The sequence below is a fragment of the Actinacidiphila paucisporea genome, from assembly GCF_900142575.1.
Classification (GTDB): Bacteria; Actinomycetota; Actinomycetes; order Streptomycetales; family Streptomycetaceae; genus Actinacidiphila; species Actinacidiphila paucisporea.
On sequence record NZ_FRBI01000004.1, the window covers coordinates 51,022 to 76,094 of the forward strand.

Annotated in this window: 13 protein-coding genes; 8 read left to right on the forward strand and 5 right to left on the reverse strand. The window is 71.0% G+C overall.

What is annotated here, in order from left to right:
• Window positions 1–60: 60 nt before the first annotated feature.
• Window positions 61–1,566 (reverse strand): M6 family metallopeptidase, encoded by a 1,506-nt coding sequence (locus BUE44_RS08250; protein ID WP_073495581.1) that lies wholly within the window; start codon window positions 1,564–1,566, stop codon window positions 61–63.
• Between the two features lie 352 nt (window positions 1,567–1,918).
• On the opposite strand from BUE44_RS08250, the gene BUE44_RS08255 reads away from it, so the two are divergent.
• The gene (locus tag BUE44_RS08255) at window positions 1,919–3,316 is read left to right on the forward strand and encodes an NADP-dependent succinic semialdehyde dehydrogenase (protein WP_073495584.1); all 1,398 of its coding nucleotides are present in this window, start codon (window positions 1,919–1,921) and stop codon (window positions 3,314–3,316) included.
• A 108-nt stretch (window positions 3,317–3,424) separates the two neighbouring features.
• Here the strand turns inward: BUE44_RS08255 and BUE44_RS08260 are convergent, their stop codons facing one another.
• Window positions 3,425–6,772 (reverse strand): glycoside hydrolase family 3 C-terminal domain-containing protein, encoded by a 3,348-nt coding sequence (locus BUE44_RS08260; RefSeq protein ID WP_079189583.1) that lies wholly within the window; start codon window positions 6,770–6,772, stop codon window positions 3,425–3,427.
• Window positions 6,773–6,880: 108 nt separating this feature from the next.
• A complete protein-coding gene (locus tag BUE44_RS08265) occupies window positions 6,881–8,971 on the reverse strand; it encodes a discoidin domain-containing protein (protein WP_073496159.1) in 2,091 nt (696 codons plus the stop codon).
• A gap of 410 nt (window positions 8,972–9,381) precedes the next feature.
• Between BUE44_RS08265 and BUE44_RS08270 the strand changes: the two genes are divergently transcribed.
• From BUE44_RS08270 to BUE44_RS08295, 6 genes are all read left to right on the forward strand, one after another.
• Window positions 9,382–10,623, forward strand: a complete 1,242-nt coding sequence (locus tag BUE44_RS08270; RefSeq protein WP_073495587.1) for an FUSC family protein — start codon at window positions 9,382–9,384, stop codon at window positions 10,621–10,623.
• 224 nt (window positions 10,624–10,847) lie between these two features.
• Entirely contained in the window at window positions 10,848–15,125 is a 4,278-nt protein-coding gene (locus tag BUE44_RS08275; protein WP_107415653.1) for a discoidin domain-containing protein, read from the forward strand.
• 231 nt (window positions 15,126–15,356) lie between these two features.
• Window positions 15,357–16,793, forward strand: a complete 1,437-nt coding sequence (locus BUE44_RS08280; protein ID WP_073495590.1) for a chitinase — start codon at window positions 15,357–15,359, stop codon at window positions 16,791–16,793.
• A 211-nt stretch (window positions 16,794–17,004) separates the two neighbouring features.
• A complete protein-coding gene (locus tag BUE44_RS08285; RefSeq protein ID WP_073495592.1) occupies window positions 17,005–17,520 on the forward strand; it encodes a mycothiol transferase in 516 nt (171 codons plus the stop codon).
• 93 nt (window positions 17,521–17,613) lie between these two features.
• Window positions 17,614–19,326, forward strand: coding sequence for an MFS transporter (locus tag BUE44_RS08290; protein ID WP_079189619.1), 1,713 nt, complete (start codon window positions 17,614–17,616; stop codon window positions 19,324–19,326).
• Window positions 19,327–19,356: 30 nt separating this feature from the next.
• On the forward strand, window positions 19,357–19,839 hold the full coding sequence (locus BUE44_RS08295; RefSeq protein ID WP_073495595.1) for a MarR family winged helix-turn-helix transcriptional regulator: 483 nt from the start codon (window positions 19,357–19,359) through the stop codon (window positions 19,837–19,839).
• Between the two features lie 7 nt (window positions 19,840–19,846).
• Here BUE44_RS08295 and BUE44_RS08300 read toward each other — a convergent pair whose 3' ends face one another.
• Complete coding sequence (locus tag BUE44_RS08300; protein WP_073495598.1) at window positions 19,847–21,358, reverse strand: MFS transporter; 1,512 nt, start codon at window positions 21,356–21,358, stop codon at window positions 19,847–19,849.
• Window positions 21,359–21,497: 139 nt separating this feature from the next.
• On the opposite strand from BUE44_RS08300, the gene pgm reads away from it, so the two are divergent.
• On the forward strand, window positions 21,498–23,138 hold the full coding sequence (gene pgm / locus BUE44_RS08305) for a phosphoglucomutase (alpha-D-glucose-1,6-bisphosphate-dependent) (protein ID WP_073495600.1): 1,641 nt from the start codon (window positions 21,498–21,500) through the stop codon (window positions 23,136–23,138).
• A 56-nt stretch (window positions 23,139–23,194) separates the two neighbouring features.
• Here pgm and BUE44_RS08310 read toward each other — a convergent pair whose 3' ends face one another.
• Window positions 23,195–24,961 (reverse strand): ABC transporter ATP-binding protein, encoded by a 1,767-nt coding sequence (locus BUE44_RS08310; protein ID WP_073495603.1) that lies wholly within the window; start codon window positions 24,959–24,961, stop codon window positions 23,195–23,197.
• Window positions 24,962–25,073: the final 112 nt, after the last annotated feature.

The window sequence follows — 25,073 nt, forward strand, 5'->3', positions numbered from 1 at the left end:
GGGCCCCGGCCTGCGGCCTCCCGCCGGCGGCCGGTCGGCCGGCCGGCGGGAGGCCCCCGGTCAGCTGACGTTGACCGCCGTGTCGTCGATGACGAAGGACGTCTGCAGCTTGGAGCCCTCGGTCCCGGTGAATTTCACCGTGACGGTCTGCCCGGCATAGGCGCTCAGGTCGAACGAGCGCTGCGTGAAGCCGGACGCCGCGTTGGCGTTGCTGTACGTCGCCAGCGTGCTCAGCACCGTGCCCGAGGAGTTCAGCACCTGGGCCTTGAGGGTGTCGTACACCGTGCTGCCGGTCTCCGCGGTGTCGACGTGCAGCCAGAAGCTCAACTGGGCCGCGCAGCCGGAGGGGATGGCGACCGGCTGGGAGAGCGTGTCGGTGGTCGCGGTGCCGTAGCCGTCGAGCCAGGCCTTGTACGAGCCGCTGTGCGCGGCCTCGCCGCTGTCGTTGCTGATCACGCCGCTGCTCTCCGACCAGGAGGAAGCGCCCGACTCGAAGCCGGGGTTGGCGAGCAGCTGGCGGGCGGTGCAGCCGCCGCCACCGCCGGTGGTGCCCCCGGTGGATGTGGTCGGCGGGGTGGTGGGCGGTGTGGTGCTGCCGGAACCGGCGAGCCAGGCGGTGGCGTTGAGCGCGAGTGCCGCGTCGGTGCCGGCCGGGTCGTTCCAGCCGTCGAAGAGCGTGTTGCCCGACTGGCCGGTGCCGTCGTCCGCCGGCGAACTGTCGCCCCAGATGGCCACCCGGCCGCTGCCGAAGGTGCTGGTGGCGAAGAAGGCGCCGCTGTTGCCGGACGAACCGGTGTGGTACAGCAGGCCCTTGACGTTGGGGTTGTCGGCCGGTTTGAGGGTGAAGGTGGTGCCGTCACGCAGGATGCTGCCGGTGACCGTACCGAACGGGCCGTGCAGCACCGGGTCGGAGGCGCTGCTGATCGCCCGCGGGTTGTCGGTGCTGATGTCGAGCAGGTCGACGGAGAAGCCGAACGGGTCGGTGTTGTCCACGCCGTTGCTGGTCAGCAGGTCGTTGATCACGCACGGCGAGTCGCAACCGTCGTTGTTGCGGTCGCTGTTGTTGTGGTCGGAGATCAGGAACAGCCCGCCGCCGTTCTTCACGAAGGTCATCACCGCGGTCTTCTCCGCGGCGCTGAGCTTGACGTTGGGCTCGGTCAGCACGAAGGCGTCGAAATTGCTCAGGTCCTGGGCGTTGGAGCTGTTGCCGTAGGTGATGGTCCGCCCGGACGGAAGGGTGTTGAGGCTGTAGCCGCCGGCCTTCTGCAGGGCGACGCCCCACGAGGACAGCGCGCCGGTCCAGTCGGTCTCCGCGTTGGGCGTGGAGTCCTGGCCGAGCGGGTCGGGCTGGCTGGTGCTGATGATCCAGTCGGCGTTGCCGGCCGTCTCCGCCTTGGTGTTGTCGAACAGCACGCGGTGCGTGCCGGTCGCGGCGGGTGCGGCGGAACCGGACGGCGCGGCCTGTGCGCTGCCGGTGGCGACGCCGGCCGCGGCCAGGGCGATCACGCCTAGTGCCGCGGTCGCGCCGAGCGCGATCCTGCTACGGGACGTACGGGGACCATGCATCCGTCAACCTCCATGTGGGGGCGGTGGGTGGGGTGCGGTAAACGATTCTGCGCGCGTAGAACCCGTGGCTGATGTGGCTGGCGTTACCAATGGATGAACGCTGCAGGTCAGCTGGTTCCCGGCAGCGCGCCGCCGGGCGCGGATTCACCCGGACGGCGGCGTGTCCGGATGCCGGGTTGAGCCGGGCGGGTGCCGTGCGCCGGTGCGCGGGCGCCGCGCCGCCGCCCGGCGCGGCGGCGCAGGGCAGGATGGCGGCGCAGCCGCATGGACACGGCCGGCGCGGGTACCCGCGCCTCGTGGGCGCCCGGCCCGCGCGCCCGCCCGGCCGGCCCGCGGCACGAGGAGGAGCAGCATGCCGATCGCCACCGTGAACCCCGCCACCGGGGAGACGGTCCGTACCTTCGACGCGCTCGACGCGGACGGTGTCGAGCAGCGGATCGCCGCTGCGTACAGCGCGTCGCGCAGTTGGCGGGAGTCCGACTTCGGGACCCGGGCGCGGCTGATGAAGGCCGCCGCCGACCTGCTCGACAAGGAGCGGGACGACATCGCCCACATCATGACCCTGGAGATGGGCAAGACGCTGGCCGCGGCCCGCGCGGAGGCCGCCAAGTGCGCCAAGTCGATGCGCTGGTACGCCGACCGCGCCGAGGGCCTGCTCGCCGACGAGCACCCGGATCCCGCCGACGTCGAGGACAGCGGCGCGGTGCGGGCGTACGTCCGCTACCGGCCGGTGGGCGTGGTGCTCGCGGTGATGCCGTGGAACTTCCCGCTCTGGCAGGTGGTCAGGTTCGCCGCGCCCGCGCTGATGGCGGGCAACGTCGGGCTGCTCAAGCACGCCTCCAACGTCCCGCAGACCGCGCTCTACCTCGGCGAGCTGTTCCATCGCGCCGGCTTCCCCGAGGGCTGCTTCCAGACCCTGCTGGTCGGCTCGGGCGCGATCGAGCAGATCCTGCGCGACCCGCGGGTGGCCGCGGCGACCCTCACCGGCAGCGAGGGCGCCGGCCGGGCGGTGGCCTCGGTGGCGGGCGACGAGGTGAAGAAGACGGTGCTCGAACTGGGCGGCAGCGACCCCTTCGTGGTGATGCCCTCGGCCGCCGCGGACCTGGACCGCGCGGTGCAGGTCGCGGTGACCGCCCGGGTGCAGAACAACGGCCAGTCCTGTATCGCCGCCAAGCGCTTCATCGTGCACGCCGACATCCACGACGCCTTCGCCGAGCGCTTCACCCGCGCGATGAGCGCCCTGCGGGTCGGCGACCCGACGACACCGTCCACCGACGTCGGCCCGCTGGCCACCGAGCAGGGCAGGGCCGATCTGGAGGAGCTGGTCGAGGACGCGCTGTCCCAGGGGGCTGAGGCGTTGTGCGGCGCCCGCCGGCCCAAGGCGCTGCCGCCGGGCTGGTACTACGAGCCGACCGTGCTCACCGGGGTCACCCCGGCGATGCGCATCCACCGCGAGGAGGCCTTCGGCCCGGTCGCCACCCTCTACCGCGTACCGGACCTGGACGCGGCGGTCGCCCTGGCCAACGACTCGACGTTCGGGCTGAGTTCCAACGTGTGGACCACGGACGAGGACGAGCAGCGGCGGTTCGTGCGGGATCTGGAGGCGGGCGGGGTGTTCTTCAACGGCATGACCGCCTCGCACCCGGCGCTGCCCTTCGGCGGCGTCAAGCGCTCGGGCTACGGCCGCGAGCTGTCCCAGCACGGCATCCGCGAGTTCTGCAACATCACCACCGTCTGGTACGGCCGCTGAACCCGCTCGCATTGTCATGTACATCTGCCTCCCCACGGGGAGTCGTCTTCACCCGTGGGGAGGCAGAATTGATGGGGCCGGGACCCGTCGGGCCTCAGCCCGGCACCGTCAGGTGACCGTCCAGACGAAGGTCGCGGTGTCGGCCGCGCCCTTCCCGTCCGTGGCGGTCACGCTCACCGTGCTGGTGCCTGCCCTGCCGGGCGTACCGGAGATCACCCCGTCCCGGCTGATGGCCAGCCCGGCCGGCAGCCCGGTCGCGCTGAAGACCGGGGTGGCGCCGCCGGTCGCCTTCACCGCGACCACGAGCCGCACCGAGGTGTCCGCCGGGCTGCTCATGCCCTGCGGGTTGACCACGGTGACCCTCGACGCGCCGGTGGCCGACGCGCCGACCGTCGCGGCTTTCATCGCGGTGGCCACGGTGAGCGTGCCGGTCAGCGGAAGGTTCCGCGACGAGTCGCCGACCATGATCTGGTAGGCGCCCGCCGGCGTCGTCCAGGCCGACGTCGTGGTGTTCCAGTACGCCAGGTCGTGCGCGCTGACCGTGAAGGTCACCTTCGCACTCGCGCCCGGCTGCAGGTCCACCCGCTGGAAGCCCTTGAGCTGCTTGGCGGGTTCGCCCGTGGACGCCGGGTCGCCGACGTAGAGCTGGGCGATCTCGGCGCCGGCCCGGGTGCCGGTGTTGGTGACGGTCGCGCTCACCGTCGCGTTGCCGCTGCCGTCCAGGGCGCCCACCTGCAGACCGGAGAAGGAGAAGGTGGTGTACGACAGGCCGAACCCGAACGGGAAGAGCGGCGCGATGTTCTGCGCGTCGTACCAGCGGTAGCCGACCTTGAGGCCCTCGCTGTACTGCACGTTGCCGCTGCCCGGCCACTGCGCCGCGGTGTGCGCGGGCACGTCGTTCAGCGAGGCGGGGAAGGTCACCGGCAGCTTGCCCGACGGGTTGACGTCGCCGAACAGCAGCGCGGCAAGGGAGGTGCCGACCTCCTGGCCCGCGTACCACTCCTCGATGACGCCCTTGACCTGCCCGAGCCACGGCATGGTCACCGCGGAGCCGGTGTTGAGCACCACGACGGTGTTCGGGTTGGCCGCCGCCACCTGCTGGACCAGCTGGTTCTGCGCGCTGGACAGGTCGATGCCACCCAGGTCGGTGCCCTCGTTCTCGCCGTAGCCGACGCAGACGACGGCCACGCTCGCCGAACGGGCCGCGTTCACCGCCGCGTTGACGTCGGTGCCGTCGTTGTACGTCACCGTGGCGCCCGCGCCCGCCCGGGCCTTGATGGCGTCGATCGGCGCCTTCGTACCCGAACTGGTCGCGGTGGCGCTGCCGCCGCCGACGCTGCGGACCCCGGCGCCGCCGTCCGGGCCGATCACCGCGATCGAGGTGGCGGCCGCGCCCGACAGCGGCAGCACCCCGCTGTTCTTCAGCAGCACCGAGCCCTGCTCCGCGACCTGCCGCGCGGTGGCCTGGTGGGCGGCGCTGGTCACCACCGAGTCGCGGTTGCCGGTCTTGTGCTTCTCGAAGATGCCGAAGCTGAACATCTGGGTCAGCACCCGGGTGACCATGGTGTCCAGCGTCGCCTGGCTGACCTGGCCGCTTGCGAGCGCCTGGGACAGGAAGTCGGCGTAGAAGTAGCCGCCCGGCATCTCGACGGTCATGCCGTTGTTGGCGGCGTCCACCGTGGAGTGCGCGCCGCCCCAGTCGCTGGTGACGAACCCGTTGAAGCCGGCCTCCTGGTACAGGCCCTTCTTGAGCAGGTCCGCATTCTGGCACGCGTAGACCCCGTTGACGGTGGAGTAGGCGCACATCACCGACGCCGAGGCGCCCTTGCTGACCGCCGCCTGGAAGGCCGGCAGGTAGATCTCGTGCAGGGTGCGCTGGTCGACGATCGCGTTGTCGGCGGGACCGTTGCGGTTGGTCTCCTGGTTGTAGACCGCCACGTGCTTGGCCTGCGCCATCACGCCCTGGCTCTGGATGCCCTGGATGTTCGCGGTGGCCATCTGGGCGCTCAGGTACGGGTCCTCGCTGTACGTCTCGAACGCCCGTCCCCAGCGCGGGTCGCGCACGATGTTCATCGTCGGGCCGAGCGCCACATCCGCGCCCTTGCCGGCGAACTCGGCGCCGGCGACCGTGCCGTACTGCTTCTGCAGGCCGGTGTCCCAGGTCGCCGCGGACGACACCGCGGCGGGCAGCTGCGTGACGCCGCCGAAGCCGTCGCCGACGCCGCTGGGACCGTCGTGGAAGCCCATGGCCGGAATGCACAGCGGCGGGATCGCGTCGGTGTTGCCGATGTACGGCTGGGCGGCGCCGTTGCCGTGCAGCATGGTGAGCTTCTGCGCCTGCGTCATGTGCGACAGCACCTGCGCCACCCGGTCGGCGACCGGAGCGGTCGAACCCACCCACGGGCAGACGCCGTTGCCGCCGTCACCGCCGGTACCGCCGCCCGGCGGCTCGGTCTGGCCGCCACCGGGGGAGAGCACCTGCACCTCCCACAGCGAGTAGCCCCACTGGGTCGCGCGCTGGGTGCCGTACACCCGCAGATAGCGGGCGTGCGCGGTGAAGTTGCGGGTCTCGGTGCCGCCGGTGCCCGCCGCGGTCGAGTACGCGGTCGCCCAGGTGCTGCCGTTGTCGCTGGTCTGGATCTGGTAGGCGGTGCCGTAGGCGGCCTCCCAGTTCAGCGTCACCCCGCAGATGTCCTGCGAGGAGCCGAGGTCCACCTGCACCCACTGCGGGTCGGCGGCCGCCGACGACCAGCGGGTGCCGTTGTTGCCGTCGAAGGCCGCGGACGCCGGGAAGGTGCCCGCGTCCTGGGTGGACGACGCGGTGGCCGGACGGCCGGTCGCCGCACCGGAGTTGCCGCAGGTGCCCGGCGTGCCGCCACCGCCGGTGGTGCCGCCGGTGGTGCCGCCGGTGGTGGTGCCGCCCGAGCCGCCGAAGACCTGGAATTCCCACAGCGAGTAGCCGTACTGGGTGGCGCGGGCGGTCCCGTAGACGCGCACGTAGCGGCCGGTGCCCGAGACGTTCAGCGTCTGGTTTCCGCCGGTCGCCGTGGTGGTGGAGTAGACGCCCGTCCAGGTGGTGGCGTTGTCGGAGACCTGGATCTGGAAGGACTTGGCGTAGGCAGCCTCCCAGTGCAGGACGACCTGGGTGACGGGCTGCGAGGAGCCGAGGTCGACCTGGAGCCACTGCGGGTCGGCGGCCGCCGAGGACCAGCGGGTGGCGTCGTTGCCGTCGACCGCGGCGGAGGCGGGCGTGCCGGCGTTCTCGGTGGAGGACGCGATGGCCGGCTTGCCCTGGGAGAGCAGCACCGGGCCGGCCGCGCGGGCGGCCCTGGGGGTGGCCACCAGGGCCAGCGCGACGACGAGGACGAAGCCGACGAGGGCGGCGAGCCGGGTCTGGGCGGCGGTCGGCCGCCGTCGCCGAAGGGGTGGGGGAGCGCCGAACGAGGCTTGCAGCATGGGGGGTCGCCTCTCTCACCGGCGGCCCAGGGCCGCCGGGCTGGTGTGGGGGGAAGGCCGGATGCCCGGGTCCCGTGCTGCGTGGGACCCGGGCATCCGGGAGTGGGGCTACTGCGAGACGCGCACGTAGTCGACCAGCATGCGCTGCGGGAAGACCGAGGTGGCGTCCGGTGCGCCGGGCCAGTCGCCGCCCACCGCGTTGTTGAGGATGATGTAGAACGGGTGGTCGTACACCCACGGGCCCCGGGTGGACTCCACCGTCGCCTTGTCGGCGGTGAAGAAGGCGTGGCCGTCGACCGAGAAGGTCATGTGGCTGGAGTCCCAGTCCACGGCGTAGGTGTGGAAGTCGTTCGCGAAGTCCGAGCCCGCCACGGTGTAGGGGGAGCCGTAGCCGTTGCCACCGTTGTACGCAGGGGCGTGCAGCGTGGAGTAGACCGAGTCCGCGACCTTGCCGACATGCTCCATGATGTCGATCTCACCGGAGTTCGGCCACGGCGTGCCGGTCTTGAAGTTCGACCCCAGCATCCAGAACGCCGGCCACAGGCCCTGCGTGCCGGACACCTTGATCCGCGCCTCGGCGTGGCCGTAGGTGAAGTTGAAGTGGTCCGAGGTGTTGATCCGGCCCGAGGTGTACTGGTGGCCCTGGACGTTCTCCTTCCTGGCCTCGATGACCAGGTTGCCGTTGCCGTCCATGGTGGTGTTGTCGCCGTTGGTGTAGTACTCCAGCTCGCCGTTCTGGCCGCCGCCGACGTCCTGGGTCCACTTGGAGGTGTCCGGCTTGGTGCCGGAGGCGCCGTTGAACTCGTCGCTCCACACCAGGTGTTCGGGGTTGCCCGGGTTCGGCGGCAGGGCGGGCGGCGGGGTGGGGTTGCCGCCGGTGCCGTAGACGTCGAAGGTCCACAGCGAGTAGCCGTACTGGGTGGCGCGCTGGGTGCCGTACATCCGCACGTAGCGGCCGTTGCCGTCCACGGTCAGGGTCTCCTTGAAGCCCTTGCCCGTGGTGGTGGAGTAGATGCTCGTCCAGTTGGTGCCGTCGGCCGAGGTCTGGATCTGGTAGGCGGTCGCGTAGGCCGGGTCCCACTGCAGGACGACCTTGGTGACGTGCGCGGTCGCGCCGAGGTCCACCGCGATCCAGCCCGGGTCCACCCAGCCGTTGCTGTCACTGGTCGCCCAGCGGGTCGCCGGGTCCTCGTCGAAGGCCTTGGCCGGGGTGCAGCCGGTGCAGCTGTTGGCGTCCTGGTACGTCGAGGCGGTGGCCGGCTTGTTGTACGACAGCAGGGTCGCGTTGCCGGGCGGCGTGGTGGTGCCGCCCGTCGTACCGCCGTTGGTGCCGCCGCCGTTGGTGCCGCTGCCGCCGGTGAAGACCTGGATCTCCCACAGCGAGTAGCCGTACTGGGTGGCGCGCTGGGTGCCGTACATCCGCACGTAGCGGCCGGTGCCGGTGAGCGTGATCAGCTCGGTGGCGCCGGGTCCGGTGGTGGTGGAGTACGCGGTGGTCCAGTTGGTGCCGTCGGCCGAGACCTGGATCTGGTAGGCCTTGGCGTAGGCGTTCTCCCAGGCGAGCTGGACGCCGCAGATGTTCTGCGACGAGCCGAGGTCGACCTGGAGCCACTGCGGGTCGGCGGCCGCCGAGGACCAGCGGGTGCCGTTGTTGCCGTCCACGGCGGAGGAGGCCGGGGTGCCGGCGTTCTCGGTGGAGGAGGCGGTGGCGGTCTTGTTCAGCGCCGCGTTGGTGGTGCCGCAGGCCGAGTTGCCGGTGCCGGCGGTGCCGTAGACCTGGAACTCCCAGAGGGAGACGCCGTACTGGGTGGCGCGCTGGGTCGTGTTGATCCGGACATAGCGCCCGGAACCGTTTACGGAAAGTGTCTCGTTGCCACCGGCCGAGGTGGTGGTGGAGTAGACGGTGGTCCATGTCGTGCCGTTGGCCGAGGTCTGGATCTGGTAGGCCTTGGCGTAGGCGGTCTCCCAGTTCAGCGTCACCGAGCTGACGGTGTCGGTGGCGCCGAGGTCGACCTGCAGCCACTGCGGGTCGGCGGCCGCCGACGACCAGCGGGTGCCGGTGTTGCCGTCGACGGCGGCCGAGGCGGGAGTGCCGGCGTTCTCCGTGGAGGAGGCGGTGGCGGTCTTGCCCTGCGAGAGCAGGGTGCCCGCGGCCTTGGCCTGGCTCTGGGTGACCGCGAGCGCGAACGCCGCGAGCACGGCCGCGACGAAAGCGAAGATCAACGAGCGGGGTATGCGTCTGGACAGCTGTGGGGGGTTGCCGGTCACGGCGTCTCCTGGGTGCGGGTGAGAGCGCTCTCTGGTTGCTGCGATGATTACGGCGCTGTTGCTGAGACGTCAAGAAAGTGAACGAGATTGGTTCTACTGTTTCGCGGTGTCCCGGCTTGCCGTCGACCTCCGAACGATCAGTGAACCCCTTGCCCGAATAGGCGAGTTATGCGGCAATTCGCTGAGTGCAAGGACTTGACACGCCGTCCGCCCCGCCCGGGCCCGTGGCGCCGGGGGTGTGAACCCGCCGCGCCGCGACGCGCCGTACGGCCCTGATCCCCTCCCTCGTGCCTAGGCTGTGCCGGGCCAGTGAGATCGCCCGGAGCGGGAAAGGTCATGGGATGCCCGACGTTCCAGAACCCATGGTCAAGCTCGTGCGGTGGTCGGCGGAGCCCGCTTCCGCCCAGGTGCTGAGGTCCACCGCCGCGTCCGTTATCTCCTATGTCGTCGCCGTGTGGCTGCTGCCGAACCCGGCCCCCCTGACGGCGCCGCTCACCGCGCTGCTGGTGGTCCAGGTGACGCTGTACTCGACGCTCACCACCGGCATCAGCCGGGTCAACGCGGTGGTCGCCGGCGTGCTGATCGCCATCGGCTTCAGCGCGCTGGTGGGCCTGAGCTGGTGGAGCCTGGGCCTGATCATCCTGACCTCGCTGCTCATTGGCCGGTTCGTGCGGGCTGGAGAGTTCGAGATCGAGGTGGCGATCAGTGCGATGCTGGTCCTCGGGGTGACCCGGGTGGCCAACACCGCCTGGGACCGGATCTGGGAGACCCTCATCGGGGCCGGTGTCGGGCTGCTGTTCAACCTGCTCGCGCCGCCGGTGTGGGTGCAGCCGGCGGGCGACTCGATCGAGTCGATGGCCCGCCGGATGGGCCGGCTCTTCCGGGAGATCGGCGGCGAGGTCGCCGGGCACCTCCCGGTCTCGCGCGCCGCCGCCCGGCTGCACGAGGCGCGCCGGGTCGACCACGCCATCGCCGAGGTGGACGCCTCGCTGCGGCAGGCGGAGGACAGCCTGCGGTGGAACCCCCGGGTGCGCGAGGGAGCGCTCTCCCGGATCGTGCTGCGGACCGGTCTCGACACCCTGGAGATCTGCGCGGTGGTGATGCGGGTGCTGTCCCGCACGCTCACCGACCTCGCCAAGCACCGCACCGACGAACCTCTCTTCCCCGACGAGGTGTCGGATCAGCTTGAGCAGTTGTTCGACCACATCGCCTACGCCATCGAGAGCTTCGCGGTGCTGATCACCAGTCAGGTTTCGGCCAATGCGGAGACCGCGGAGGAACGGCTCACGAAAGCGCTTGCCGACAGCGCCGAGAGCCGGGACCGCATCGCCGACATGCTGCTGCGGAACGTCCAGGAGCACCCCAGGCAGTGGCAGTTGCACGGCGCCCTGCTGGCGGAGGTGGACCGCATCCTGGACGAGCTGGGGCTGGAGAAGCGCTCCGAGCGGCTGGTGGAGGAACTGGACAGGGCCGGCCGGGAGGCGACGGAGCGTTACCCGCGGCTCGCCCTGGTCAAGCGCCGGCTCGGCGACATCGGGCTCTACCGGCGTTCGTCCGCCGCGGTCCGCGACGTCTTCAAGTAGGCCGGTGCGCCGACTTCCTTTGCCCGCACATGAATCGTTGCCTTCCGAGGCGTAGACGCCGCCGTAGCGCGTCTGTAACACTCTGCCAACACGCACGCAAATAATGAGCAGAACCACGATGGATCTGCATGGGATGAGCGCAACTTCACATGCTGATCTCGCACGTTTCGAATAGCCCGTCTCGCCCTTCCCCTGATCTTCCCCACACGACACAGAGGGACGTTATGAGAACGAAGCGCTCGATCCCACGGCTGATGGCGGGGGTGGTCGCCACCAGCCTGCTGCTGCTGGGCGGTTCCGCCCTGCCCGCCATGGCCGCGGGAGTGCCGGACCTTGCCGCGGGCAAGGCGGCCTCGGCCAGCAGCACCAGCGGCGGGAACACCGCCGACCGGCTCAACGACGGCGACCGAAACTCCTACTGGGAGAGTTCGGGCAAAGCCCTGCCCCAGTGGGCGCAGGTCAACCTGGGCAGCAGCACCCTGATCGACAAGGTGCAGCTCAAGGTGCCGGCTTCCTGGAGCGCGCGCACCGAGACCCTGTCGCTCCAGGCGAGCGACGACGGCACGCTGTTCTCCACGGTGGTCGGCTCGAAGGCGTATACCTTCACGCCGGCCAAGGACAACACGGTCACGATCAGCTTCCCGGCCACCAAGGCCCGCTACCTGCGTGCCGACGTGACGGGGAACACCGCGGGCAAGACCGCGCAGCTCTCCGAGATGACCGCACAGGCCGCCGCGGCCGCCACCGTCAACCTCGCCGCGGGCAAGCCCACCGCCGAGTCCAGCCACGCCGACGTCTACGGCTCGGGCAACGCGGTCGACGGCAACGCCAACTCCTACTGGGAGAGCGCCAACAACGCCTTCCCGCAGTGGCTCAGGGTCGACCTGGGCTCCGCGGTGCCGGTCAACCAGGTGGTGCTGAAGCTGCCGCCCGCCACCGCGTGGGCGACCCGTACCCAGACGCTCGCCGTCCAGGGCAGCACCGACGGCACGACCTTCAACGACCTGGTCGCGTCCACGGGTTACGCCTTCAACCCGGCCACCGGCAACACGGTGACGATCACCTTCAACAGCGCCACCACCCGGTACGTCCGGCTGAACATCACCGGCAACACCGGCTGGCCGGCCGGCCAGATATCCGAGTTCGAGGTGTACGGCCCGGCCACCGGTGACGTCACCGCCCCCTCGGCGCCGGCGAACCTGGCGTACACCCAGCCCGCCTCCGGCCAGATCAAGCTGACCTGGAGCGCCGCGACCGACAACACCGGCGTCACGGGCTACGACGTCTACGCCAACGGCCAGCTGCGCACCTCGGTCGCCGGCAACGTGCTGACCTACACCGACAGCCAGCCCGACACCGCGACGGTGTCGTACTACGTACGGGCCAAGGACGCGGCGGGCAACCAGTCCGCGAACAGCAACACCGTCACCCGTACCGGCACCTCCGGCGACACCCAGGCGCCCACCGCGCCCGGCAGCCTCGCCTACACCCAGCCCGCCTCCGGCCAGGTCAAACTGACCTGGAGCGCCTCAAGCGACAACACGGCCGTCACCGGCTACGAGGTCTTCGCGAACGGCAGCAAGGTCGCCACCACCGGCGGCAGCACGCTGACCTACACCGACAGCCAGCCGGACTCCGCCACGGTCGCCTACTTCGTGCGCGCGATCGACGCGGCCGGCAACGAGTCGGGCAACAGCAACACGGTGACCCGCAACGGCACCACCCCGCCCCCCGGCGGCACCAACCAGGCGGTCGGCAAGCCGATCACCGCCACCTCCACCGTGCAGAACTTCGTCGCGGCCAACGCCGACGACGACGACCTGACCACCTACTGGGAGGGCGCCGGCACCAGCTCGCTGACCGTCTCGCTGGGCTCCAACGTCGACACCAGCTCGGTCGTGGTCAAGCTCAACCCCAGCAGCGCGTGGGGCCCGCGCACCCAGACCATCGAGGTCCAGGGACGCGAGCAGAGCGCCACGGGCTTCACCCAGCTGGTCGCGCCCAAGAGCTACTCCTTCGACCCGGCCTCCGGCAACTCGGTGACCATCCCGGTCACCTCGCGGATCGCCGACGCCCGGCTGGTCTTCAGCAGCAACTCCGGCGCCGGCGGCGGCCAGGCCGCAGAATTCCAGGTCATCGGCGTCCCCGGCCCGAACCCGGACCTCACCGTGACCGGGCTGACCGCGTCGCCCGCCGCCCCGGTGGAGACCGACCCGATCACGCTCAGCGCGACGGTGAAGAACGCCGGCACCAACGCCTCGCCGGCCAGCAACGTCAACTTCTACCTCGGCACCGTCAAGGTCGGCACCGCGAACGTCGGCGCCCTGGCGGCCGGCGCGAGCAGCGTCGTGACGGCCAACATCGGGGCCAAGGACGCGGCCAGCTACCAGCTGACCGCCAAGGTGGACGAGGCCAACACGGTCGTCGAGCAGAACGAGACCAACAACTCCTACACCAACCCGACCGCCCTGGTGGTCAAGCCGGTCGACACCTCCGACCTGGTCGCCTCCCCGGTGGCCTGGTCGCCGGGCAACCCGTCGGCGGGCAACAACGTCGCCTTCTCGGTCGCCATCAAGAACCAGGGCACCGTCGCGGCCGCCTCCGGCGCGCACAACGTCACCCTGACCGTCGCTGACGCGACCACCGGCAGCGTCGTCAAGACGCTCACCGGCTCCTACAGCGGCGCGATCGCGGCCGGGGCCACCACCAGCCCGGTCAGCCTGGGCAGCTGGACGGCCGTCAACGGCAAGTACACGGTCAAGACCGTGATCGCCGCCGACGCCAACGAGCTGTCGGTCAAGCAGGCCAACAACACCAGCACGCAGTCGCTGTTCGTGGGCCGCGGTGCCAACATGCCCTACGACAGCTACGAGGCCGAGTCCGGTGTGCTGGCCGGCGGCGCGACGGTGCTCGGGCCGAACCGCACCATCGGCGACCCCGCGGGCGAGGCGTCCGGCCGCAAGGCCGTGCACCTGGCGAGCAACGGCGCCTCGGTCGAGATCACCACGCTGAACAGCACCAACACGCTGGTAACCCGCTTCAACATCCCGGACGGCACCGACTCGACGACGCTGGACATCTACGTCGACGGCACCTTCCTGAAGACCATCAGCCTGACCTCGAAGTACGAGTGGCTGTACGGCGACGAGGCCAGCCCCGGCAATTCGCCCGGCTCCGGCGCCCCGCGGCACATCTACGACGAGGCCAACGTGCTGCTCGGGACCACCGTCCCGGCCGGCCACAAGATCCGGCTGCAGAAGGACGCGGCGAACTCCGCGGCCTACTACAACATCGACTCGATCGACCTGGAGCAGGCGACCGCGATCGCCAACCCGGACCCGACGAAGTACGTCGTGCCGGCCGGCTTCACCCAGCAGGACGTGCAGAACGCGCTGGACACCGCACGGCAGGACACCACCAAGCTCGGCGTCTACCTGCCCGCCGGCGACTACCAGACCTCCAGCAAGTTCAACGTGTACGGCCGCGCCATCAACGTGCTCGGCGCCGGCCCCTGGTTCACCCGCTTCTTCACGCCCACCGGGCAGGAGAACACCGACGCCGGCTTCCTGGCCTCCGCCAGCGGCACGAAGTTCAGCGGCTTCGGCTTCTTCGGCAACTACACCAGCCGCATCGACGGCCCCGGCAAGCCCTGGGATCTGACCGGCGTGACCGGTATGACCATCGACAACGTGTGGATCGAGCACACCATCGTCGGTGTCTGGGGCACCAACGTCGACAACTCGACCATCAGCAACCTGCGGATCAGGGACACCTTCGCCGACGGCGTCAACCTGACCAACGGGTCGAGCGGCAACACGGTCAGCAACATCGAGGCCAGGTCCACCGGCGACGACAGCTTCGCGCTCTTCCCGGCGACCGACCACACCAACGAGCAGGAGGTCAACAACACCTTCCAGAACCTGACGGTGAAGAACGTCTGGCGGGCGGCGGGCCTCGCGGTCTACGGCGGCGGCGGCAACACCTTCAGCAACCTCTACATCGCCGACAGCCTCACCTACCCGGGCATCACCATCGGGTCGCTGCAGTTCGGCGGCATCCCGGCGCTCGGCTTCGAGTCCACACCGCAGACCACCTTCTCCAACATCTCGCTGGCCAGGGACGGCGGTCACTTCTGGGGACAGCAGGCCTTCCCCGCGCTGTGGATCTTCTCGGCGGAGTTCAAGCTGCAGGGGCTGCGGCTGAACAACATCGACATCACCGACCCGACGTACTCCGGTGTGATGTTCCAGACCAAGTGGAACGGCAGCACCTCGCTCAACCCGATCAGCGACACGGTCTTCACCAACCTGTCGGTGACCGGCGCCCACAAGAGCGGCGACGCCTTCGACGCCAAGTCGGGATTCGGACTGTGGGCCAACCCGCAGCCGGAGCCCGGGCAGGGCCCGGCGGTCGGCTCCGTGACGATCAACGGGCTGCACGAGAGTGACAACGCGGTGGACATCCAGAACACCACGACCACCTTCACCATCAACGCCAGCTAGGGCCGCAGGCCAGAGGCGGTGCCCGCGTTCGACACCTGAACGCGGGCACCGCGCTGCGCCGGTGACGGGCCGTGAGGCCGCCGGGATTGTATTCAGGTGATGTACGTGGGGGCTTGACGGCGCATTGGTCTAGTCCTACGGTCACCGATGCGCCGACATTCAGGTCGGCGTCCACCGTTCATTCATCTGAATCAACGGACCGGGCTGTCCGCTATCGGAAGGCCTCCCCCCATGCAAAGACCGCGCATCGCGCTGAAGACGCTCGGCGCCCTCACCGCAGTGCCCACCCTGGCCGCCGGCCTCCTGCTCGCCACCGGCGCCCCCGCACACGCCGCGGCGAACCCGGGCCCCGGCTTCCCCGCGCAATACGCCGCGCCCTACGCCGAGGTGTGGAATTCGCCGTCGGCGCTGACCAACGCCAAGAACGCCACCGGCATCAAGTACTTCACCCTCGCCTTCGTCATCGACGGCGGCGGCTGCAACGCCACCTTCAACGGCGACACCTCCATCACCGATGCGAGCTGGACCTCGGCCATCAACAGCCTGCGGTCCGGCGGCGGCGACGTCATCGCGTCCTTCGGCGGCGCCTCGGGCACCGAGGAGGCCCTGGCCTGTACGTCGGTCTCCACGCTGGAGGCGCAGTACAAGCGGGTCATCGACGGGCTCAACCTGACCAGGGTCGACTTCGACATCGAGGGCAGCGCGCTCAGCAACACCGCCGCCAACGACCGCCGCAACACCGCGCTCGCCGACCTCCAGCAGCAGTACGCCGCCCAGGGCAAGCGCCTGGACGTGCAGTACACCCTGCCGGTCAACCCCACCGGCCTGGAGTCCAACTCCCTGAGCCTGCTGAACAACGCCAAGAGCCACAACCTGACCGTCAACCTCGTCAACATCATGACGATGGACTACGGGTCCGCGATGGACATGGGCAACGCCGCCATCAGCGCGGCGCAGGCCCTGCACACCCAGCTCGGCCAGATCTGGACCACCAAGTCCTCCGCCCAGCTGTGGGCGATGGAGGGCAACACCCCGATGATCGGCGTCAACGACACCTCCAGCGAGGTCTTCTCCACCTCCGACGCCCAGGACGTGGAGAACTTCGCCAAGTCCAACGGCATCCAGGAGCTGTCCTTCTGGGCGCTCGGCCGCGACAAGGCCTGCGCCACCAACGGCGGCTCCGCCCAGAGCGGCTGCAGCGGCACCTCGCAGTCCGCCTGGCAGTTCTCCAGCATCTTCAACGCCATCACCGGCGGCGCCACCATCCCGCCGCCGACCGGCGGCGGCGGGCCGATCCACTCCGGCTACGCCAACAAGTGCGTGGACATCGCGTCGGCCGGCACCGCGAACGGCACCGCCGTCCAGCTCTACGACTGCAACGGCACCACCGCGCAGAACTGGACCGTCGGCGCCGGCGGCACCCTGCAGGCGCTCGGCAAGTGCATGGACGTCGCGGCGGCCGGCACCGCCAACGGCACCGTCGTGCAGATCTACGACTGCAACGGCACCGGCTCCCAGGTCTGGCAGAAGGGCACCGGCAACACGCTGATGAACCCGCAGTCGGGCAAGTGCCTGGACGCCACCGGCCCCAGCTCGGCCAACGGCACCCGGCTGCAGATCTGGACCTGCGCGGGCGGAACCAACCAGCAGTGGACGCTGCCGTCCTGACCGGACGGCGGCGCCGCGGGGCCGGACCGGACCGGCGCCCGACGGCCTGACGGAACGCCACCCCGCGGGTGTCCGGCCCCGGGCGGGTCACGCGACCCGCCCGGGGCCGGTGCAAATCGCGCGCTCCCGCGGCGGTGATCGGCGAGTATCGGATCATCAGGCCGCCGCGGGACCGCCGCGGCGGCGCCGCCCGTCCTCGCGAGGAGCCCCGATGAACACCGCTGAACTGCTGGCCGACGCCTTCGGCAGGATCAAGGAGGTCGTCCACGACGCCGTCGAGGGTCTGACCGCCGACGAGTTGGCCGACCGCCTCGACCCGGCGGCGAACTCCGTCGGCTGGCTGGTCTGGCACCTCACCCGGGTCCACGACGACCATGTCGCCGCCGTCGCCGGCCGCCCGCAGACCTGGACCGAGGACGGCTGGGAGCAGCGCTTCGGCCTGCCCTTCGACGCCGCCGACATCGGCTACGGCCACAGCCCCGACCAGGTCGCCGAGGTCAGGGTCGGCTCCGCGGAACTGCTCACCGGCTACTACGACGCGGTGCACGAGCAGACGCTCCGCTACCTGCGCACGCTCACCGACGCCGACCTCGACACGGTGGTGGACCGCCGGTGGAACCCGCCGGTCACCCTCGGGGTGCGGCTGGTCAGCGTGATCTCCGACGACCTCCAGCACGCCGGCCAGGCCGCCTTCCTGCGCGGCATCCTGCTGCGCCGCCGCGACTGAGCCGAGCGGGCGCAGCAGCAGCCGGAGCAGCCCGATGCTAGAATTACTTAACCTAAGTTAAGTAACTGACCCGGGCGGGGTGTGAAGGGCCTGATGGCGACCGAAGACGCGACCAAGCGAATACAGCGGCGGCCACCGCGTATCGCGGCCGACCATCCGCACTACAAGTGGGTGGCACTGTCCAACACCACCCTCGGCATGCTCATCGCCACGATCAACTCCTCGATCGTGCTGATCTCGCTGCCCGCGATCTTCAACGGCATCAGGCTCGATCCGCTCCAGCCCGGGAACGTCAGCTATCTGCTGTGGATGCTGATGGGCTACATGCTGGTCACCGCGGTCCTGGTGGTCACCCTCGGCCGGCTCGGCGACATCCTGGGCCGGGTCAAGATCTACAACGCCGGCTTCCTGATCTTCACCGTCACCTCGGTGATCCTCTCCGTCGACCCGATGCACGGCGGCGGCGGAGCGCTCTGGCTGATCGGCTGGCGGGTCGCCCAGGCGGTCGGCGGATCCATGCTGATGGCCAACTCGGCGGCGATCATCACCGACGCCTTCCCGGCCCGCCAGCGCGGCATGGCCCTCGGCGTGAACATGGTGGCCGGTATCGCCGGCTCCTTCATCGGCCTGGTCCTCGGCGGCCTGCTCGCCGAGTGGAACTGGCGCTCCATCTTCTGGGTCAACGTGCCGATCGGCCTGATCGGCACCGTGTGGGCCTACCGCTCGCTGCACGAGACCGGGATGCGCCGCCCGGCGAAGATGGACTGGTGGGGCAACATCTCCTTCGCGGTCGGCCTGACCGCGCTGCTGGCCGGCATCACCTACGGCATCCAGCCCTACGGCGGCCACACCATGGGCTGGACCAACCCCTGGGTGCTCGCCGGGCTCATCGGCGGCGTCGCGATGCTGGTGGCCTTCTGCCTGATCGAGAACGCGGTCGCGGAGCCGATGTTCCCGCTCAAGCTGTTCCGCAACGCGGCCTTCGCCGGCGGCAACGCGGCCACCCTGCTGGGCTCCATCGCCCGCGGCGGCCTGCAGTTCATGCTGATCATCTGGCTGCAGGGCATCTGGCTGCCGCTGCACGGCTACAACTACGCCGACACCCCGCTGTGGGCCGGCATCTACCTGCTGCCGCTCACCGTCGGCTTCCTGGCCGCCGGGCCCGTCGCGGGCGCGCTGTCCGACCGCTACGGCGCCCGGCTGTTCGCCGCCTCCGGCTTCGTGGTGATGGCCGGCTCCTTCGCCGGGCTGCTGCTGATCCCCACCGACTTCAGCTACTGGGTCTTCGCGCTGGTGGTATTCCTCAACGGCCTGGGCGGCGGCCTGTTCGCCGCTCCCAACACCTCGATCATCATGGCCAGCGTGCCCGCGGAGTCCCGCGGCGCCGCCTCCGGCATGCGCGCCACGTTCCAGAACGCCGGCATGGTGCTGTCCATCGGCGTGTTCTTCTCGCTGATGGTCGCCGGCCTCGCCCGCTCGCTGCCGAACACCCTCAGCACCGGCCTGACGGGCCAGGGCGTCCCCGCGGCCAACGCCCACGCGGTGGCGAACCTGCCCCCGGTCGGCACCCTCTTCGCGGCCTTCCTCGGCTACAACCCCATCCAGCAACTGCTCGGCCCCGACCTGCTCGGCAAGCTCCCCGCGGCCAACGCGCACACCCTGACCGGCCGGGAGTTCTTCCCACACCTGATCTCGGGTCCCTTCCACGACGGCCTGGTCGTGGTGTTCGCACTGGCGATCGTGATGTCCTTGGTCGCAGCAGGCGCGTCGCTGATCCGCAGTCGCCGCACCAGCACGGACAGCTGACCGCGGTACGACCCAGGAGGCGCCCCCGCCATGACCGACACCGACGGGCGCGGGGCGCCCTCCTCCGCTGCCGTCTCCCGGCTGCGGCTGGTCATCGCCCGGCTCTACCGGCAGCTCGCGCAGGCCTCGGGCGACGACCTCAACCTCACCTACGCCCAGCTGTCCGCGCTGGCCAGGACCCTGGAGCACGGCCCCTTGCGGATCGGTGAGCTGGCCGCCCAGGAGCAGGTCGCCGCCCCCTCGCTGACCCGTACGATGGCGCCGCTGATCGCCGCAGGCCTGGTCGCCAAGCAGCCCGACCCCTCCGACGGCCGCTCCTGGCTGGTCAGCACCACCGCCGAGGGCGCCGACCTGCTCGGCCGCATCCGCCGCGAGCGCTCCGAGCTGCTCGCCCGCAGGATGGCCCGGCTCGACCCCGGCCGGCTCGACACGCTGCTGGCGGCGCTGCCCGTACTGGAGGAGCTGCTGACCGAGCCGCAGCCCGCGCCCCCACCCGAGGAAGACGGGAGCTGACCGGCCGTCACCGCCGGGTCGCGCCGCCCGGGCCCGGCTCCAGCGGCGGGGCGGACAGGCCGCAGTGCGCCCGGCACTCCGGCTGGGGCGCGGCAGGCGCCCCCACCTCCTGCAACGCCCCGGTCGGCACCAGCGCGAAGGCCAGCAGCGCCGCCAGCCCGCACAGGCCCGCGCAGAGGTACATCGACGAGCCGAAGGCCGAGTCCACCCTGTGCGGCGAGCGGTACGCCTGGTCCGACAGGCCCACCAGCAGCGGCAGCGCGGCCACGATCAGCAGTTGCGCCACCCGGGCCGCCGCGTTGTTCACACCGCTGGCGACGCCGGCGTGGTCGACCTGCACCGACGCCAGCACGGTGGCCGTCAGCGGCGCCACGAACATGCTCATCCCCAGGCCCTGCACCACCACCGCGGGCAGCACGTCGGCCACGTACGACGACGAGCCGGGGCCGAGCCGGGTGAGCAGCAGCAGGCCGGCCGCGGTCACCAGCGGACCCACCGTCAGCGGCAGCCGCGGTCCGATCCGCTGGGCCAGCGCGCCGGCCGGCGCCGACAGCAGCAGCATCAGCACGGTCACCGGCAGCGTCGCCAGCCCGGCCCGCAGCGCGCTGTAGCCGGCGGCGATCTGCAGCTGCACGGGCAGCACGAAGAACACCCCGCCGATCGCCGCGTACAGACACAGCGTCACCACGTTCATCGAGGTGAACAGGCGGGAGGAGAAGACCGACAGCGGCAGCATCGGGTGCTCGCGGCCGCGCTCGGTCCGCACGAAGGCGACCCCGCACGCCACACCCGCCGCCGCGGGCACCACGATCGACGGCCACGACGGGTGGCCGCCCGCGGTGATCAGCGCGTAGGTGACGCCGGCCAGGCACAGCGCGGCCAGCGCGGCGCCCCGCACGTCGAAACTGCCGGACGCCGTACGGTCGCGGCTCTCGGGCACGTGGCGGACCGCGATCGCCACCACCACCGCGGCCAGCGGCAGGTTGACCAGGAAGATCCACCGCCAGCCCGGGCCGTCCACCAGGTAGCCGCCCAGGAAGGGCCCGACCGCGCCGGCCACCCCGCCGAGCCCCGACCAGGCGCCGACCGCCTTGGCCCGGTCCTCGGGCCGGAAGGACGACTGCACCAGCGCCAGCGAACCCGGCGTCAGCAGCGCGCCGCCCACCCCCTGCAGGGCGCGGGCGGCGATCAGTACCCCGCTGTCCGGCGCGGCCCCGCACGCCGCGGAGGCCAGCGCGAACCACACCACGCCGATGACGAAGACCTTGCGGCGCCCGTAGCGGTCGCCGAGGCCGCCGCCGAGCAGGATCAGCCCCGCCAGCGTCAGCAGGTAGCCGTTCACGGTCCACTGGAGGTCGGCGAGGGTGGCGCCCAGATCCTCGCCGATGCGCGGGAGCGCGATGTTGACGATGGTGCCGTCGAGCAGCGCCATCCCGGACCCGAGCACCGAGCACGCCAGCACCCAGCGGCCGGTCGCGGATGCCAGCGGTACGCCCGCGGCGGGCTGCTCCGGTGTCATACGGCCACCCTATGGTCTCCCGGCCGCCGGCAGGCCGCGGCGCCGTCGCGGCTCGCGCGGGAGGGGCGGTGCTGCGGTGCGGGCGGGCGGCGGATAACAATGGTCAGGCCCGACGCAAGCCGTAGCTAAGGAGACGTGGATGCCGCACCAGCGTGCCGGGACACCGGCCCGGCCGGAGGACCTGGTGGACGTACCCCGCCTGATCACGGCGTACTACGCGCTGCACCCCGACCCGGCGGATCCCGGGCAGCGGGTGGCGTTCGGGACGTCGGGGCACCGCGGTTCGTCGCTCGACACCGCCTTCAACGAGGACCACATCGCCGCGACCAGCCAGGCGATCTGCGACTACCGCAGCGAGCAGGGCACCACCGGCCCGCTCTTCCTCGGCGCCGACACCCACGCGCTGTCGGAACCCGCCAGGGTCACCGCGCTGGAGGTCTTCGCCGCCAACGATGTGACGGTGCTGCTCGACGAGCAGGACGGCTGGACGCCGACCCCCGCGGTCTCGCACGCCATCTTGACCTTCAACAACGGCCGCACCGCCAACCTGGCGGACGGCGTCGTCGTCACCCCGTCGCACAACCCGCCGGGCGACGGCGGCTTCAAGTACAACCCGCCGAGCGGCGGCCCCGCCGCCTCCGACGCGACCACCTGGATCCAGGACCGGGCCAACCAGCTGATCACCGACGGCCTCAAGGGCGTCCACCGCATCGCCTATGCGCGGGCGCTGGCCGCACCCACCACCTCACGCTACGACTTCCTCGGCCGCTACGTGGACGACCTGCCGTCCGTGCTCGACCTGGTGGCGGTGCGGCGGGCCGGCGTCACGATCGGCGCCGACCCGCTGGGCGGCGCCTCCGTCGACTACTGGGGCCGGATCGCCGAAAGGCACGGCCTGGACCTGACGGTGGTCAACCCGCAGGCCGACCCCACCTGGCGGTTCATGACGCTGGACTGGGACGGCAAGATCCGGATGGACTGCTCGTCGCCGTACGCGATGGCCTCGCTGATCGCCCGCAAGGACGAGTACGCCATCGCCACCGGCAACGACGCCGACGCCGACCGGCACGGCATCGTCACCCCGGACGGCGGGCTGATGAACCCCAACCACTACCTCGCGGTGGCCATCTCCTACCTCTCCGGGCACCGCGAGCAGTGGGGCCCCGAGCTGGCCATCGGCAAGACCCTGGTGTCGTCCTCGATGATCGACAAGGTCGTCGCCGACCTCGGCCGGCCGCTCACCGAAGTGCCGGTCGGCTTCAAGTGGTTCGTCGACGGGCTGCGCGGCGGCACCCTGGCCTTCGGCGGCGAGGAGTCGGCCGGCGCGTCCTTCCTGCGGCGCGACGGCAGTGCCTGGACCACCGACAAGGACGGCATCCTGCTGGCGCTGCTCGCCGCCGAGATCACCGCGGTCACCGGGCGCACGCCGTCCGAGCACTACGCCGACCTGACGGGGCGGTTCGGCTCGCCCGCCTACGCCAGGATCGACGCGCCCGCCGACCGCCGGCAGAAGGCCGTACTGGCGAAGCTGTCGGCCGACCAGGTCCCGGCCAGGGAGCTGGCGGGCGAGCCGGTCACCGCGGTGCTCACCGAGGCGCCCGGCAACGGCGCGGCGCTGGGGGGAATCAAGGTGTGCACCGAGAACGCCTGGTTCGCCGCCCGCCCTTCGGGCACCGAGGACGTCTACAAGATCTACGCCGAGTCCTTCCACGGCGCCGACCACCTCGCCGAGGTGCAGCAGGAGGCGCAGCGGATCGTCGGCGCCGCACTCGGCGGCTGAGCCCGCGCGCCGCGACCGGGGGCCCCGCGGGGCCGGGGCCCCCGGCGCGGCCCGGCTCAGGCCAGCTGGGCGGCCTGCAGGCCGGCGTAGGCACCGCCGCCGCGCAGCAGTTCCTCGTGGGAGCCGATCTCCGCGATCCGGCCCTCGTCCAGCACCACGATCCGGTCGGCGTTCCTGATGGTCGACAGCCGGTGCGCCACCACGAAGACCGTGCGGCCGCGCACCAGCCGGGTGAGCGCCTGCTGCACCAGGGCCTCGGAGCGCGAGTCCAGCGCCGAGGTGGCCTCGTCCAGGATCAGCACCCGGGGGTCGCGGATCAGCGCCCTGGCGATGGCGAGGCGCTGCTTCTGCCCGCCGGACAGCCGGGCGCCGCGCTCGCCGACGACCGTGTCAAGGCCGTGCGGCAGCCGGTCGATGAACTCCAGCGCGTTGGCGTCCCGCAGCGCCGCCCGCACCCGCTCCTCGGGGACGTCGTCCATGCCGTAGGTGACGTTCTCACCGATGCTGCCCTCGAACAGGATCGACTCCTGCGGCACCACCGACAGCCAGCTGCGGTAGTCGCGCAGGTCCAGTGTCTCCATGTCGACACCGTCGAGCAGGATGCTGCCCTCGGTCGGCCGCAGGAAGCCGATCACCAGGTTGAGCACGGTGGACTTGCCGGCGCCCGAGCCGCCGACCAGCGCGATCGTCTCGCCGGGCCGCACGTCCAGGTCGAAGCCGGCGACCGAGGGCCGGTCCGCTTCGGGATAGGTGTGGCCGACACCGCGGAACTCGAACCGCCCGACCACCCCGGACACCGGCGCCTTGCCGTCGTTCTGCTCCAGGTCCGGCGCCTGCAGCACCTCGCCGATCGAGCGGACCGACTCCAGCCCCTTGCCGATCTGCGGCGTCAGGGTCAGCAGCGTGGTGACCGAGCCGGTGAGGCTGGAGAAGTACGCGCTGAGCATCACCACGGTGCCGGGCGTGACGCTCAGCCAGCCGTAGTACGCCACCAGCGCCGAGCCCGCCAGGCACGCCACGCCGATCGCGTTGAGCAGGATCCAGGCGATCGAGCCGAACCAGCCGTTGAGCCGGTCCAGTCGCAGACCGGCGTGCAGCACCTCGCCCAGCGTGCGGTCCACCCGGTGCAGCGCGGTGTTCTCCAGGCCGTGGGCGCGGGTGATGGGGATCAGCGCGGTCATCTCGTTGACCCGCGACGACAGCTGCTCGACCTGCTGGCGGAAGGACTCGTTGCGGTCCCGCAGGCGCCGCCGCAGCCTGACCACCAGGACGGCGGACGCGGGCACCACGACCAGGTAGACCGGCAGGAAGGCGGGCGCCTGGACGCCGATCACGACCAGGCCGCCGGTCAGCGTGGCGATCGCGGCGAGTCCGTTGTCCGCGGTCTGCTGGGCGGCGGTCTCGATCGCCTCGACGTCCCTGATCACCTTGGCCTGCAGCACACCGGCGCTGACCCGGGAGTGGTAGCCGATGGACAGCTGCTGCATCCGGTGGCACAGCGCGGTCCGCAACCGGGTGCCCGTACGGCGGATGGAGCCCTGCATGCAGCGGACGTACGTCAGGTGCAGCGGCAGGTTGAGCACCAGGATCACCAGCAGCACCGCGGAATTCCACCACAGGACGGATATCGGGCGGTGCTGGACGACCACGTCGACGACGTTGGCGGTGATCAGCGGCAGCAGCCACACCGGCGTGTGCTTGCCGAAGAAGGCGGCGACGGCCACGGCGACCCGCCGCCGGTCGGGGTGGAAGAGGTAGAGGAGGGTTCGTACGGGGTGCTCGCCACGGTAGCGGTGGCTGAGCGTGCCTTGCGGCAACGCCATTGCAGGCTCCTCGAATCACGTCTTCACGATGCCTTGCGGGCGCACCCGATCGGCACCTCGACGCTGAGGCGCCGCCCGTTCGATGCGCGCGCATCCACCCTAGGGCCCGGGC